Annotated in this window: 12 protein-coding genes; 6 read left to right on the top strand and 6 right to left on the bottom strand. The window is 58.4% G+C overall.

From position 1 onward, the window contains the following. Positions 1-76: 76 nt before the first annotated feature. Complete coding sequence (locus HUN04_25225) at positions 77-958, top strand: DMT family transporter (protein ID WDP92845.1); 882 nt, start codon at positions 77-79, stop codon at positions 956-958. Positions 959-991: 33 nt separating this feature from the next. Here HUN04_25225 and aroF read toward each other — a convergent pair whose 3' ends face one another. From aroF to HUN04_25195, 6 genes are all read right to left on the bottom strand, one after another. After that, positions 992-2,863: a 3-deoxy-7-phosphoheptulonate synthase gene (gene aroF, locus HUN04_25220; protein ID WDP92844.1), complete on the bottom strand. Its 1,872-nt coding sequence runs from the start codon at positions 2,861-2,863 to the stop codon at positions 992-994. 360 nt (positions 2,864-3,223) lie between these two features. Next, positions 3,224-6,058: a bacteriohemerythrin gene (locus tag HUN04_25215; protein WDP92843.1), complete on the bottom strand. Its 2,835-nt coding sequence runs from the start codon at positions 6,056-6,058 to the stop codon at positions 3,224-3,226. 73 nt (positions 6,059-6,131) lie between these two features. Continuing rightward, positions 6,132-6,470 (bottom strand): histidine triad nucleotide-binding protein, encoded by a 339-nt coding sequence (locus HUN04_25210; GenBank protein ID WDP92842.1) that lies wholly within the window; start codon positions 6,468-6,470, stop codon positions 6,132-6,134. A 19-nt stretch (positions 6,471-6,489) separates the two neighbouring features. Next, positions 6,490-7,236, bottom strand: coding sequence for an NAD-dependent deacylase (locus HUN04_25205; protein ID WDP92841.1), 747 nt, complete (start codon positions 7,234-7,236; stop codon positions 6,490-6,492). Continuing rightward, on the bottom strand, positions 7,233-7,979 hold the full coding sequence (locus HUN04_25200; GenBank protein ID WDP93406.1) for a HesA/MoeB/ThiF family protein: 747 nt from the start codon (positions 7,977-7,979) through the stop codon (positions 7,233-7,235). The genes HUN04_25205 and HUN04_25200 overlap by 4 nt, the downstream gene beginning before the upstream one ends. Before the next feature lie 21 nt (positions 7,980-8,000). After that, positions 8,001-8,228 carry a MoaD/ThiS family protein gene (locus HUN04_25195; GenBank protein ID WDP92840.1) on the bottom strand — a complete coding sequence of 76 codons (228 nt, stop codon included), beginning with the start codon at positions 8,226-8,228 and terminating at the stop codon, positions 8,001-8,003. Positions 8,229-8,349: 121 nt separating this feature from the next. Here HUN04_25195 and HUN04_25190 point away from each other — a divergent pair, with 121 nt between their 5' ends. The 5 genes from HUN04_25190 to HUN04_25170 all read left to right on the top strand — a co-directional run bounded on the left by HUN04_25190 (position 8,350) and on the right by HUN04_25170 (position 15,862). Beyond that, positions 8,350-8,907 (top strand): hypothetical protein, encoded by a 558-nt coding sequence (locus tag HUN04_25190; GenBank protein WDP92839.1) that lies wholly within the window; start codon positions 8,350-8,352, stop codon positions 8,905-8,907. 28 nt (positions 8,908-8,935) lie between these two features. After that, positions 8,936-9,652: a rhomboid family intramembrane serine protease gene (locus HUN04_25185; protein ID WDP92838.1), complete on the top strand. Its 717-nt coding sequence runs from the start codon at positions 8,936-8,938 to the stop codon at positions 9,650-9,652. 156 nt (positions 9,653-9,808) lie between these two features. After that, on the top strand, positions 9,809-13,876 hold the full coding sequence (locus HUN04_25180; GenBank protein WDP92837.1) for a beta-ketoacyl synthase: 4,068 nt from the start codon (positions 9,809-9,811) through the stop codon (positions 13,874-13,876). A 19-nt stretch (positions 13,877-13,895) separates the two neighbouring features. Then, entirely contained in the window at positions 13,896-14,948 is a 1,053-nt protein-coding gene (locus tag HUN04_25175; GenBank protein ID WDP92836.1) for a 3-oxoacyl-ACP synthase III, read from the top strand. Next, positions 14,942-15,862, top strand: coding sequence for an alpha/beta fold hydrolase (locus HUN04_25170; protein WDP92835.1), 921 nt, complete (start codon positions 14,942-14,944; stop codon positions 15,860-15,862). The genes HUN04_25175 and HUN04_25170 overlap by 7 nt, the downstream gene beginning before the upstream one ends. The last annotated feature ends 12 nt before the right edge of the window (positions 15,863-15,874 follow it).

Genomic DNA, 15,874 nt, shown 5'->3' with positions numbered 1-15,874 from the left:
CGCCCCCCAATTTGGCTTGAATTCCCGGCACGCCTCTTATATGAAGGACAGGATTATCAACATCAAGGAGAGAGAGATGGCAGAACAGCGGGCGGCCCGGGATGGCCATACCCTGGGCATGATCCAGATTCACACGGCGGTTTTTCTTTTCGGTTTTGCAGGCCTGTTCGGAAAATTCCTCACCTGCAGCCCCCTGTACATTGTGCTGGGCAGGACCCTGTTCGGTGGGGCGGCGCTGTGGATCTATGCCAGGCTCGTCTCCGATACCAGACTGGGCGGTTTCGGAAAAACGGATCTTCTCTTTTTCACCCTCCAGGGCATCCTTCTGGCCGCCCACTGGGTACTCTTCTTCCTGTCCATCCAGGTCTCCTCGGTGGCCGTGGGCCTGGTGACCTTTTCAAGCTTTCCGCTGTTCGTCACCTTTATGGAGCCGCTGTTCTTCAGGGAGAGGCTGAAACCGGCGGATGTGGCCACGGCCCTGGCCGTATTTGCCGGCATCATCCTGGTGGTGCCGGAGATCGACCTCTCCAACCGGGTGACCCTGGGGGCGGTATACGGGGTGCTATCGGGCCTGACCTTTGCCATCCTGGGCCTGGTGAACCGGCGGAACGTGCGGGGCGGCGACGCCGTGGCCGTGGCCTTTTACCAAAACGCCTTTGCCGCCCTCTTCCTGACCCTCCCCGTTTTGATCACCGCTCCGGAACCGCCCGGCCTTGCGGCCCTGCCCAAGCTCATGGCCCTGGGGGTGATATTCACGGCCCTGGCCCACACCTGCTTTATCCGGTCCCTGGCTGTGATCCGGGTCCAGACCGCCAGCGTCATTGCCGGGCTGGAACCGGTTTACGGGATTATTTTCGCCTTTCTCCTTCTCAAGGAAATTCCGGCCGCCAGCACCCTGGCCGGGGGGGGGCTCATCATCGGAGCCACCATTGTTGCCGGGATTCTGAGTCGAAGATAACCCTGCCCGGATGCGTCCACCCGGGCAGAAGGGTTAATACCGGCCCAGTATGCGAAGGTACTCGGACTTTTCCTCCAGGGCGGCCATCATGGGGACCAGTTCCGCTTTAAGGATATCGGCCTCCAGGTCGGCATAGAACATGTATTCCCAGGGTTTACCGGGTACGGGCCGGGATTCCAGCTTCACCAGGTTGATCTTGTACCGGGAAAAAATCTCCATCACGGAGAACAGGGCGCCGGGGCTGTTGCCGGTGGAAAAAATAATGGAGGTTTTATTCACCTTCTTGGTTCCCTTGTATTCCCTGGCGATCACGGCAAACCGGGTATAATTCCTGGGGTTGTCCTCAATGGTTTCGGCCAGGACCGCCATCCCGAAAATTTCTGCAGCCATGGCCGGCCCGATGGCGGCAACGCCGGTATCACCGGCTTCCCGGATTTTACGGACGGCGGAAGCCCCGGCCTTTACCGGCACCCGCTTGGCATGGGGATATTGTTCCAGGTAATTGCTGCACTGGGACAGGGCATAATCCGGGGCCAATATGGTTTCAATGGTGTCCGGTGCCGTATCCGGCGGGGCAATGAGGGCGTGCTTGATCCGGGTGGTTACCTCGCCGATGATTTTCAGATCATATTCCTGGAGCAAATCGTAATTTTCATGGATGGAGCCGGACAACGAATTTTCCACGGGGACCACCCCGTATGCCGCCCTTCCTTTTTCCACTGCGGAAAACACCTCCCTGAAGCTTTTCACCGGCACCGGGGCGACCTCATCACCGAAATAGGAGAGGGCCGCCTGATGGCTGTAGGCGCCCTTTTCCCCCATGAAGGCAGCAGTCTTTTCCTCTGCGTCCGCCATGCCGGCAATCACTTCCGACTTTTTAAGATAATCGAAATCCATCTGTTTCCCCACCACCGGTGCAATGACGTAAATATCCCGGGTCAGGTTGCCGAACTGATCGGGATAGAGGCTCTGGGGGCCGTCGGACAGGGCCTTGTCCGGATTGTTGTGCACCTCCACCATGAGGGCGTCTGCGCCGGCGGCCACGGCAGCCCGTGCCATGGGCGCCACCTTCTCCCGGATGCCCGTGGCATGGCTGGGGTCGATGATGATGGGCAGGTGGGTGAGTTTTTTAAGCACTGGAATGGCCGAGAGGTCCAGGGTATTCCGGGTATAGGGTTCAAAGGTCCGGATTCCCCGCTCGCAGAGGATGATATTGGTGTTGCCCCCGGAGGCAATGTATTCGGCGGACATCAGCCATTCCTGGATGGTGGCGGCCAGGCCCCGCTTGAGGACAACGGGCTTGCTCATCTTCCCCACACATTTGAGCAGCTCGAAATTCTGCATATTCCGGGCCCCGATCTGGACCACATCCACATATTTTTCCATGAGGTCCGCCTGGGTGGGGGATGTCATTTCCGTGACCACGCCCAGCCCCGTCTTTTCCCTGACCTCTGCCAGAATTTTCAGCCCCTCCTCCTCCAGGCCCTGGAAGGAATAGGGGGAGGATCTGGGTTTATAGGCCCCGCCCCGGAAGAGTACGGCCCCGTATTTCTTCACCTCTTTTGCAATGGCCATGGCCTGTTCCCGGCTTTCCACGGCGCATGGGCCGGCCACCACAACGATGCGGTTTCCGCCCACCGATACATTGCCGATTTTCACCCGGGTATCTTCGGATTTGAATTCCCGGCTCACCAGTTTGTGGGCCGTTGAAATGGTGCGCACATCCACCACCCCGTCAAGCCCCCTGTAGTCATCAGGGGTCTTTTTTACCCTGGCCCCGGTGATGCAGATAAGCTGCCTGCCCCGGTCCGTGATTTCCCGGGTGATGCATCCGTCCCTGTCCAGTGCGGTTTCCAGTTTTTCCCGCTGGGGGTCTGTGATCTTGCTGTCAAGTTCAAGTATCATTTTACCTGTCTCCTTTTTATCCGTCTTTTTAGGCCATCCCTGTGTCTGGATGACCAATCAAATAAAAAAAGCCCCGGAGAGTCCCCGGGGCGGCAGGCCTGAAAACAAAAAAGGCCCCGGGTGGTCTCTTCGTCCACCCGGGGCCTTATAAATATCACTCTTTATATGGCGCTACACCGGATGAACGCTCCTAAAAAAGAAGAAGCGTCCAAAACTAAAAAAGAAAAGCTGTCCTTTATTTTCTGTCACAGCGGTGCGTGCCTTTAAATTCATGATTAAAATTATTTTTAAACGGTACAATGCGAATTCCCTGTTGTCAAGACAAAATTCACCCCAGCCCCGCGACATGAAATCTTAAGGTCAGGAAAGGCCCTTTTCTTTAAAAAAGGGTACATAGGCCTTGTCGGTTTTCAAAATATGCTCCCTGAGCCAGCGGGTGAGGAATTCCATCAGTTCCATGGACAGGGCTGCCTTTCCCTGGTTGAAATCCTCCTGAATCTCAACCACTTTTGCCACCAGATCCTGATGGATTTTCTTATGGGCATCTGTTTCAGGATAGCCATGGGCATCAAACAGCTCTTCTTCAAACCCGAAATGGTAAACCGTATAGTCGGCCAGGCGCTTTAAAATCTGCCCGGCCTCCCGGGCGCCGGCTTTCAGCTTCATGGCCCGGTGCAGTTCATTGACCATGGCCACCAATTCCCTGTGCTGCTCATCCACATCGGACAGCCCGATCATCATCCGCTCCCCCCAGGGCATGAGGTCTGGGATATCATGGGAACTGACTGCTGACGGGGAAAGGGTTGCGCTCCCCTCGGCGGCCACCTTGAAGACGCCGATCATATCCCGGAGGCGGCCGGAAAGCTCTGCCAGTTCCCGGGCGCTGTTCTTCATCCGCCCGCTCTGTTCGGTCATCCCGTCGGACACGTCCTTCACCCGTGAGATGTCCTGGGCAATTTCGCTGGAGACCAGGGAATTCTGAGCCACATTTTCGTTCACCTCTCCGATGCCGCCGGAAGCCTGTTCAATATTTTCGGCCACCTGGGCCGCAGCAGCCGACTGTTCTTCTATGGCGGCGGCAATGGCGGAAACGATTTCCCTGACCTCTGAAATCACCCGGTTAATCTCTTCCACATCTTTTACCGTGTCATCGGAGGCACTCCTGATGCCCTGGATTTTTTCTTTAATATCCTTGGTGGCATCGGCCGTCTGGGCGGCCAGACCCTTTATCTCGTTGGCCACCACTGCAAATCCCTTGCCTGCCTCGCCGGCCCGGGCCGCCTCAATGGTGGCGTTCAATGCCAGCAGGTTGGTCTGCTCGGCAATATCCGTTATCACCTCGGTGACCGCGGTAATATCCCGTGCCGAATCCCCGAGACGCCCCACCCTGAGGGTGGCACGCTCGGCACCGGCTTCGGCATTTTCAGACACCGACCGTGCCCGGTCGCAATTCACTGCCACCTCGTTGAGGGTCAGCTTCATCTGACCGGCCGCTTCGGCCACGGTTGCCAGGTTGCCCGCGGCCTGTTCACTGGCAGCGGCAACCGAGGTCATCCCCGAACTCATCTGGTCGGCGGCAGCGGCAACGGAGTTTGACCGTTGGGCCAGGTCCCCTGAGTCTTCGGCCATGGTTTCCGATACGGTCAGCAGTTCCCCGGAAGCCGCCGTCACGGTTTCGGAATTGGTCCCGATATCCACGATGATATGGTTCAGCCTGGAGATAAACCGGTTGAACCATTTGGCCAGGTCCCCGATCTCATCCCGGGTATCAATGTCGATGCGCCGGGTCAGGTCCCCCTCGCCCTGGGCGATATCCTTCAGGGCCTCCACCACCTGCCTGATGGGCCCGATGATCATCCGGGCCAGCACCAAGGCAATGATAAACCCCGCAGCAACGGCAATCAGGCTGACGGCGGTGATAACGGCCGTGGAGGTTGTGATCTGCCCTGCCATCTGTTTTTCCATCCCATCCTTTTCCCTAAGGCAGGCCGCCTGGACTTCGGCGGCGGTCTTTTCCATGGCAGACTTGGCGGCCTGCTGTTCACCCATCAGCCGGGCATAGGCCTTAAATGAGCGGGCATAATCATCCACCGCAGCCTGGATTCCATCCAGAACCTGTGTTTTTTCAGGATCGTCAATGGCCTCTTTTATGGCGGGTATGCCCTGGTCGATCCCCTGGAGTTTTTCAGTGATCTGCTGGAATAATTCAGGATCTTCATTCCGGATAAACTCCTTTTCCAGAATACGGACGCCCAGCAGCGTATTGGCAACCTGGTCGGCCCCCGACGAAAGCGCCATGATCTGGCCGGAGAGGATCCGCACATCCTCAATATAGAATTCCAGCAATTCCTGGAGTTCCTGGCTGAAACGGGTCACGGCCCGTTCCATATCCTGGGACGCCTTGATAAGGGCCTTGTTATTGTCTGCGGTTTTTTTCCTGAAATAGGTTTCAGCCGCCTCGATCAGTTTTTCCTGGGAGAGCCCCACATTTGAATGCCATGTTTTGGCCGTTTCTTCGTCCATCATTGAAGCCGAACCATCCAGCTCCTTTTTAATGTTGGCGTGGTACCGCTTCCACTGGGTAACCATGGAAATGCTTTGGTCCGCCGACCCCGCCAGCACCATCCGGTAACCACCGGCCTGGAGGAAATTCTCCTGTATCCTTGATGCCGCCCCCACCCGGATGCGCATCTGTGACATCCGGATGTCACTCTCTTCCATGAGCGCGTCGTATCCGGCTTTTTGCTCATCCCTGATCTTTGTGGCGATCTCCATGGCCGACCCGGCCTTATCATCCATCCCCGTCATGAGGCTGTCTTTCTGCCTGGCCATGTCGGCATATTGATCAACAGCCCCGCCGTAGGCTTCCAATCCATCTTCAATACGCCGGATACTTTTTTTCAGCTCCCCCTTTCCATTGGCCCCGGCGATCTTGGAAATTTCCGCCTTAATGGCGGTGATATCTGTTTTGACCTTTTCAAGGGTGCCGGCATCATTGGTAAGAATAAACTGCTTCTCATTCTGACGGGCATCTAAAATGAGATTGGCCATGGCCTGGAACCGGCCGGCCGCCGCCACCCGGTCCACCACACGGGTCAGTCCCATGCGGCCGGCAACGGCGAGCAATACGAGTAACACCAAAATAACGGCAAATCCACCCGCAATCTTTTTGGCAAGACTTATTCCTTTAAACATAGCGACCTTATATCTCCTTCCCGTTGGACTCTAAACAAAACATCGATTTCTGATCTTCTAAACGGCGTTGCCATCAGCGCTTCTTTGTCCATCCGCCGATGAGGTGGAGGTGGAGGTGAAAAATTTCCTGCCCCCCGCCCTTTTCCACATTAAAAAGCAGTTTATATCCGGACCGGTTCACCCCTTGTTCCTCAGCCATTTTTCCCGCAAGGGTGAAGAGACCGCCCACCAGAGCCTCCTGGCCGGGCTCAAGTTCATTGACACTCCGGATATGCTGTTTGGGCACTATAAGCAGGTGAACCGGGGCGGCCGGATTAATATCCCGAAACACTACGTAATCATCATCTTCAAATAAAAATTCGCTGGGAACCTCTCGGTTGACAATCTTGCAAAACAGGCAATCGTCAGTCATAGATTTCTCCTCATCCTTGTCAGGCAATTAAGGCATCAATTTCGTCCATCAGCCGCTCCATGGCTGAGGTGGCTTTATCCTGAAGAAAAATATCCGTCACGTTCCGGGTATACTCCGAGGGGACGGGATTGATTTCAATAATCGCGGCATTGGTTGCCTTGGCCCGCGGGGGAATCATATTGGCCGGGGCCACTGTGCCGGTGGTGCCGATGAGCACCATGCAGTCGGTCTTTTCTGCCGCCTCAAAGGAGCGGGCGGCGGCCAGTTCGGGAATGGGTTCCCCGAAAAAGATCACATCCGGCTTTAAGATCCCTCCGCAGGCGGCACAGGGCGGGGGCAGGCAGTTCATATCCACATCCGTCACCGGCACCCGGGAACCGCAGTCCAGGCAAAGGATCTGTTTGAGGGAACCGTGGAATTCATGCACAATGTGGCTGCCGGCATCCCTGTGAAGATTGTCCACATTCTGGGTGATCACCTCCTTGACCACTTCCCTTGCCTCAAGCTCGGCCAGGGCATAATGGGCGGCATTGGGCAGCACCCGGCCGAAAAGCTCATAAAATATGTCCCGGATGGCCACCCAGGCGCCTGCGGTATTTTCCATGAAATAAGAAATGTCAAAAGTCACAGGATCGTATTTGTTCCATAAGCCCCCTTCCCCCCTGAAGGGCGGAATGCCACTTTCAACGGAAATGCCGGCACCGGTAAACGCCGTGCAATGCCTTGCGTTGACCATGAGTTCAGCGGCCCTGCGGTATTCGTTCATATCAGATCCATGACCTCCATCGTGTTGGTCCATAATTCTGCAATGAGCAGCTTGTTCCTCAGCACCTCTCCTTTACCGGTAAGCACTTTTACCGCCTCACTGGCCTGGAGGGATGCAATAAAATGGGCGCAGAAGGAAAGGTTGCCGGTTTGGGTTTCGATTCCCCTGTCTTTGCGGAGATCCGGCACCTCCCCGTAAATCAGCTCAAATCCGGGATCGCCGGGGTATATCACCGTGACCTGGCCGGTCACACCGGCAATGGCCCCTGAAACCAGGGGAATCCCCAGATCCCGGGCCGCATCCTGAAGGGTAAACCTGGCCCGGATGGTATCCAGGCAGTCAACGGCCAGGTCCGCCCCCCGGATCATTTCGCTTATATTGGCGGGATCGGCAAAAACCGGGCAGATTGTCACATCAACCTCCGAATTGATTGCCTGCACCCGTTTTCCGGCCTCCTGGGCCTTGCCCTGGCCGATATTGTTTTCCCGGCTCAGGAACTGCCGGTTCAGATTGCTGGCATCAAATACATCGCCGTCAATAAGGACAAGTTCCCCAACCCCGGTCCGGGCCAGCAGTTCACAGACCCCGCCCCCCAGGCCTCCCAGGCCCAGCACAGCCACCCGGCTCTTCCCAAGTTTTTCCTGGTCCCCCCGGCTGAGGGTCTCAAAATTGCGGGCATACCGCTGTGGAAATTTCTTTTCAGGCCCTTCCGGCTGGGCCGAAGATTCTTCAGGGCCAGGCATTTTCGAGTCCCAGGCCATGGGTTACCCCCCTCCCACCGGCGGGAAGAGCCCCACCCGGTCGCCGTCCCGGATCACATCCCCGGCCCCCGCTTTTCTGCCGTTGATGAAAATCAATTTCACCTCTTCTTCGGGAATGCCGCAGTTTTTGATTAAATCGGCGACGGTGGTTCCGTTTTCAATCTCGAGCCGCCCTTCTCCGGGGTGGTATTGGGCCAGGGTGACAAAGAGTTTAAGGTCGATGCGGTTCATTATTGGGTTTACACTTTCCCTTCAGGCTGTTATCTATTGGCGGGCGCTTGTCCCAATGTAAAAGGGTTTAATGTAAAAGAATACAGCAAATTGTATAGGAGTTAAAGGTAAAACATTACCCATGGATAAACCGACAAACAATACAGCCGCCACCGGCAAGCTTTCTGTTGAGGATCTGGCCCGGAACCTGGCCAGCTTTGCCATTGACCGCACCGACCTCAAGGAACTCATGGCCGCCCTGCCCGGGGAAAACGACCTGAATATGACCACCCTGGAATATGAGCTGGGTATATTGAAAATTCTCAGCGTGGGCTGGGGGATTGCCTTTTACATGGCGGCCACGGACAAACACAAGGCCCCCCTCACCGAAACCTACTGGGAAATGATCCGGGAAATTTCAGAGAATATCTCCACCCTCACCGAAACCACCACGGGCACTAAAATCGATTATTTCAACATCCTCAGGGAACGGTTGGACACCTTTGTGGGACAGATGCAGGAAAACCAGGACGGGGCGTCCGAACCCACGGCAGTCATGGGGCCGGCCTTTGCCGCCGTCTGCGGCAGCCCCGGGGACCCCATGGCCATCCTCACCGGCACCAAAATGTTCACCCTGACCCTGGGGGCGGTCAAGGAATACCTGGCCGCAGTTAAAATTAAAGACATTACCATCCACTAGGATTCAGGACGGATATTTCCGCAGCAACATGCCAGCCATTCCCCCGCGAACATTCATCAACAGTATTATATGGGTCAACGGGATTCTATACCTGATCTCCCTTGTTTTTTCCGGTGCCGGACTGGGCCTGACCCTGAATCCGCTCAATGCCCTTTCCCCCTCCATTGAAGCACTGACCTTCCTGGGGGCGTCGGGCACCATCCCCATAGACCATTACCAGGCCTGGTGGACCCTGCTGACGGCCAACTGGCTCCACGGCAGCCTGTTGCACATCATTTTCAACATGATCGCCCTGCGCAACGTGGCCCCCCTGGTCATCCATGAATTCGGAGCGGCCAGGATGTTTTCCATTTACACCCTCACCGGGGCAGCGGGTTTTTACCTTTCCTACCTGGGTCGGGTGCCCCTGACCATCGGCGCCTCGGCAGGGCTTTGCGGCCTCATCGGGGCACTGCTCTTTTTCGGGAAAACCCGGGGGGGCACCTGGGCCGGCCAGGTTTTCGGGCAGACCAAAGCCTGGATTTTCAGCCTGGTAATCATCGGCTTTCTCATCCCCAACATCAACAACTGGGGGCACGGCGGCGGCCTGGCAGCCGGTGTTGTCCTGGCCATGGTCCTGGGATACAATGACCGGCGACGGGAAAATGCAGCAGATAAACTCCTTGCCTCAGGCCTCGGCCTGGCCACCCTCTTTTTCATCCTCCGGGCGGTGGTGGAAGGCGTCGGCCTCATCCTTTTCGGATAGGCCCGGGCACCGGCGTCCGAACGCCCCCTTTGCCCGTCATATCCGGCCATAGCCCCTGCTGCTTATGGTTGCATTTACTGAATTTTACACAAATTTTACACTGCTGCCTTGCAATGGGGCGGTGCTCTGCCTTATATGAGGCCAATGAATTTAACCATGAACCCACTTCATATAAAAATGCCACACATCGCAGTCGTATCCATCTCCGGTATTTTTCCGGGCGCTGACACGGCAGACCGGTTTATCACCAATGTCCTGGAAAAAAAGAGCGCCGTGATACCGGTGCCGGACCACCGTTGGCCGGCGCCGGTATCCGCCATGACCGCCCATGGCGGGCCGGTTCCGGACCGGGCGGCATCGGACCGGGCCGGACTGATAACGGATTTCAGCTTTGATCCCCACGGTTTCAGCGCACCGGCCGACCTGCTGGCCGGCCTGGACCCGGTTCACCAGCTGGTCCTATCCGCCGGCCGGAAACTCATGGCCAACGGCTGCCTCAGCCCGGAGACCAGAAAAAAAACCGCCGTGGTCCTGGCAGCCATTGCCCTGCCCACCCCCGGCGCAGACCGGCTCACAAGGGAAATTTTCTGTGCGGCCCGCCCCGCCCCCCTGTCCAGGACAGACGCCATGGCCGCGGCCATGGTGGGTACCCCCGCCAATATCCTGGCTGCGGCACTTGGACTTGAAGGCGGCGCCTATACCCTGGATGCCGCCTGTGCCTCCTCCCTGTTCGCCGTCAAGCTGGCCTGCGAGGCGCTTATCCACCACAGGGCCGACGCCGTAGTGGCCGGAGGGGTCTCCCGGCCCGACGCCCTATACACCCAGGTAGGATTTACCCAGCTCCAGGCCCTGTCCCCCACAGGAAGATGCGCCCCCTTTGATAAAACCGCCGACGGCCTGGTGGTGGGCGAAGGGACCGGCCTTGTGGTTCTCAAACGGCTGGAGGATGCCGTGGCAGACAAGGACACCATCCACGGGGTGATACAGGGCTGGGGGGTATCCAACGACATTGAGGGCAACCTGGTGGCGCCGGCTTCAGACGGCCAGGTCCGGGCCATGGCTGCGGCCTATGAAATGGCCGGGTGGTCCCCGGCGGATATCCAGTACATGGAATGCCACGGCTCCGGCACAGCAAAGGGGGACCAGGTGGAATTATCCAGCATCAGAGCCCTGGGCGACCATTTCGGATGCACCCGGGCCCCGCTGGCCATCGGGTCGGTGAAGTCCACGGTGGGACACCTGCTCACCGCAGCCGGCGCCGCAGGATTGATCAAAACCCTTTTGGCCATGGACCGCCAGACCCTCCCCCCCTCACTGAATTTTACCGATCTTCCTGAAGGCAGCCCGGCAAGGGGGACGGGCATCAACGTCCAGTCAGAACCGGCGCCATGGGAAAATCCGGGCAGGTCAGAAGCCCGCCGGGCAGGCATTTCAGCCTTTGGATTCGGGGGGATCAACGCCCATATCCTGGTGGAGGAATGGGGGCGCCGGCGCACGGTCCATCCCATACCGGACATGCCCAAGCCAAAAACCGTTCCCTGCGCCATCATCGGCATGGGCGCCCTGTGCGGAGCGGCAGACAATCTGCCCCGGCTTGCACAGGTGCTATCTGGAACACAAAAACCCATCCCCGCCCCGGCCGGCAGCCGCTGGCGGCGGTCCGACCACCTTACCGCCGAACAGCAGCAGGCGCCGGCCCTGTACATGAATGAAATCGCCATGGATCTGGGGGAATTTCAGATCCCCCCCAACCAGCTGGGAGATATCCTGCCCCAGCATCTGGCCATGCTCAAAGCGGCCAAGGAAGCGCTGATTGATGCCGGCATCTCTCCCCGGCCGGACCGTTCCGAGCCCCTGCGGCACACCATGGGGGGCGCCGTGGGAATTGATTTTGATTTCGGGGCCACGGATTTTTATCTGCGCTGGCACCTCCACCGCCAACCCGATGCGGTGCTGGACCGCCTGGGCCCCGGTCTGAACTTCGACCGGACCCTGGGCGCCCTGGGGGGCATCGTGGCCTCGCGTCTGGCCAGGTCCTTTAAGCTGGGCGGCCCCTGCTTTACCCTCTCCGGAGGCGAAACTTCCGGCATCCGTGCCGTTGAAATCGGCTGCCGCTCCCTATCCGCCGGAGAAACGGATATTTTCCTTTGCGGGGCCGTGGATATGGCAGGCGACATCCGCAGCGTCACAAAAAACCTGGGACTCTCTCCCATGGATCCGGGCATCCTGCCCTCGGAGGGGGCTTGCGCCGTGGTACTCAAACGCCTGGACCGGGCCCTGGCGGACGGTGACAGGATCTACGGTGTGGTGACAGGAACCGGCGCGGCCTCGGGCGATGGACCGGGCCAGTACGCCGCCTCCCTGACCCGGGCAATGGCAGATGCCGGAACAGCCCAAGGCGACATAGACCTGGCCGCCACATTGTATACCCAGGCCCATCCCATGGGCAGGACGGAAGATGAGGGGATCACAGCATCCGGAGTGAACGCTGAACGGTTCTGCCAGGCAGCAGCCATGGGCGGCACCGGCGCCGCCTCAGGGCTGTTTTCAACCATTGCCGCCTGCCTGACCCTGAACCGCCGAAAAAGGAACCAGGCCGCCGTGGGCACCCTTACCCCGGACGGCGCCTGTGCCCACCTGATCCTCTCGGCCCCGCCTGCCGAGGGCCGCCAAAAAACCTTAACTGATCCCGGGAACCCATCTGATGCCCGGGGCAAGGTGCCGGTATCACCGCCCCCCCTGGCCCCGGACCTGTTACAACACATCCGGGAAGAAACCCCTCCGGAACAAAGAAAACGGGTCGCGGCTGATCCCGAAACGCTTTCAGGATTGCCTGCTATTCTGGCCCACAGCCATGAGGCGGCCACCCGGGCCCATGAGCAGTTTCTTGAACTCTCAAGCCGGAACCTGGATGAAATGGCCAGGCAACTGGGTGCCATTGCCCGTTGCATGGACGATGCCCCCCAGGCGGATACAGGGAGCCCAGCCCCCATGGCGAATGCAGGCATGCCCCCCCGGCCCGTCTTCCTGGACAGGGACCAATGCCTGGAATATGCGGTTGGAAAGGCCGGGAATGTGCTGGGACCGGCCTTTGAAATCATCGACACCTATCCGGTGCGGGTCCGTCTGCCCGACGCGCCCCTGATGCTGGTGGACCGGATCATGGAAATAGAGGGAGAGATGCTCTCCATGACCTCGGGAAAAATCGTGACCCAGCACGATGTCCTGCCCGGTGCCTGGTACCTGGACGGTGGCAGTGCCCCGGTCTCCATCTCCATTGAGGCGGGCCAGGCGGATCTTTTCCTCTGCGCATGGCTGGGCATAGACCATTTGGTCAAGGGGACCCGGAAATACCGTCTTCTGGATGCCAAGGTCACCTTTCACCGCAGCCTGCCCCGGCCCGGGGAAACCATTGAATACCACATTGAAATCGACCGGTTCCTCCGGCAGGGGGACATCTACCTTTTCTTTTTCCACTACAAGGGGTATATTAACGGGCTGCCGCTGATTTCCATGCGGGACGGATGCGCCGGCTTCTTTACTGAAGCGGAGGTAAAAAACTCCGGCGGCATCATATTGAAACCGGAGGAACGGGAGCCCATGCCCGCTGTCAGAACCGTGACGCCCCCGGCCCCCCTGGCCAGGGAAGCCTACCACGACGCGCAGGTGGACGCCCTCCGCCGGGGAGACCTTGAAACTGCCTTCGGACCGGCGTTCAGGGAAAAAATCCCCGGCCGGAACCAATGGCTGCCAGGGGAACGGATGACCCTGATTCACCGGGTGCTGGACCTGGATCCTGCCGGCGGCCGCTACGGTTTGGGGCGGATCATTGCCGAGGCGGACATCCACCCGGATGACTGGTTTCTGACCTGCCATTTTGTGGATGACATGGTCATGCCCGGAACGCTCATGTACGAATGCTGCGCCCATGCCCTGCGGATCTTTTTCCTGCGCATGGGATGGATATCGCCGGATGAGGCGGCCCACTTCGACGTGCTGCCGGAAAATGAAAGCGACCTGAAATGCCGGGGCCCGGTGACCCGGGAGACCCGAAAAGCCAGGTACGACATAGAGATCAAGGAGATGGGGTACGGGCCTGAACCCTACGTTATTGCCGACGCCCACATGTTCTCCGACGACCTGGAAATCGTTTTGTATAAAAATATGGGAATGAAGCTGGCCGGGGTGACCGCCGAGGACATCCAGGCCTTTTGGAAACAATAAGATCATTGAATAGGGACCAATGAAGTACACCAAGGTATTTATCGAATCGTTCGGATACGAGCTGGCGCCCCACATTGTCACCAGCCAGGATATTGAAGAAAAGCTGGCCCCCTTTTACAACGCTATGGGCTTTGCCCCGGGGCAGCTTGAAATGCTCACCGGCATAAAGGAGAGGCGGTACTGGAACGAAGACCATACCCTGGCCGAACATGCGGCCGTGGCCGGCCGCAGGGCACTGGAAGAAGCCGATATCCTTCCGGAGGATGTGGGAGCGGTGGTTTTCTGCGGGGTGGGCCAGGACGGATTTGAACCGGCAACGGCCTGTGCCGTGGCCAGCGAACTTGGGGTCGGCCCCACGGCCATGGTCTATGACGTAAAATCCGCCTGCCTGGGCATGGTCACCGGCATGGTACAGGTGGCCAACGAAATCCAGCTGGGCAATATACGGGCCGGCCTGGTTGTCTCCTGTGAAACGGCCCGGCAGATCGTGGACGCCACCATTGAAGAGATCAACACCCGCAAAAATATCGATTTCTACAAGGAGACCATTGCCACCATGACCGGCGGTTCCGGCGCCGCCGCCATCCTGCTCACCGACGGAAGCCTTGGCCGGCCAGACACCCGGCGGCACCGGGTCCTGGGCGGGGTGCTGCGAAACAGCATCCAGCACTTCGGGCTGTGCCACTGGGGATTTGAAGCCAGCGGCATGCCCACCGACGCCAAGGTGGTCATGCGGACCCACGCCCAGGAGGTGCTGGACAACGGCACGGAACTGGCCGTGGCCACCTATGCGATGTTCAGAAAGGAACTGGATATCCCGGCGGACAAACCGGATAAGTTCATCGCCCACCAGGTGGGGGAAGGGCACCACCAGCGGTTCTACTCCACCATGGGGCTGGACCGGCAAAAGGATTTCACCACCTTTCCCTTCCTGGGCAACACCGGTTCTGTGGCCCTTCCCATTACCGCGGCCATAGCCGACGAACGGGGATTCATGGATCCCGGAGACCTTGTGGCCTTCCTCGGGGTGGGCTCCGGCCTCAACTGCTATTTCATGGGGGTGGAATGGTAAGCCGGATCATCAACAATAAACGGACATCCACCCGGGGATTTGAGGATCTCTATCCCTTTGAGGGAAAATATCTGGACATCGACGGGCACAAGCTCCATTACCTGGATGAGGGGGAAGGCAGCCCCGTGCTCATGGTCCACGGCAACCCCACCTGGTCCTTTTACTTTAGGAACCTGGTCACCGCCCTGTCCAACACCCACCGGGCCATTGTCCCCGACCACATCGGCTGCGGATTTTCCGACAAGCCCGGCGCCCATGAATACGATTATACCCTGGCCAGCCGGGTGGCCGACCTGACCCGTCTGGTGGACCGGATCTGCCCAGAGGGCAAAATATCCCTGATTGTCCACGACTGGGGGGGGATGATCGGTCTGGCCTGGGCCCTGGACCACCTGGACCGCATTGATAAAATTATCATCACCAACACCTCGGGCTTTCTTCTGCCCCGGTCCAAACAGTTTCCCATACGCCTGGGGCTGATCAAATACCTGAAATGGTTTGCCGTCCCCGCAGTGCTGGGGGGAAACTCCTTTTCCAGGGGCGCGGCCTGGGGAATGGGATCACAGACCCCCCTTTCCCCCCAGGTCAAAAAGGGGCTCACCGCCCCCTACAATTCCTGGAAGAACCGCATTGCCACCTTAAAATTTGTCCAGGACATACCGATAACCTGTAAAGACAAAAGTTACGGCATCGTGGACCGGGTGGGTAAAAACCTCCACCGGCTGGATCCCAGACAACTTCTATTTCTCTGGGGCACCCGGGATTTTGTATTTGACGTCCACTTTCTCAATGAATTCAGGCGCAGGTTTCCCGAAGCCCGGGCCCATGTATTTGAGGATGCCGGACACTATCTGTTTGAAGACAAACCCCGTGAGACCCTGGCGCTTATTCAATCCTTCCTGTCACTTAAGTAAGGACAAAGACGC

This window comes from Desulfobacter sp. (assembly GCA_028768525.1).
In the GTDB taxonomy this organism is placed as follows: Bacteria; Desulfobacterota; Desulfobacteria; order Desulfobacterales; family Desulfobacteraceae; genus Desulfobacter.
Note: the sequence above shows the minus strand (reverse complement) of the source record. Positions and strands in the feature narration are given on the sequence as shown.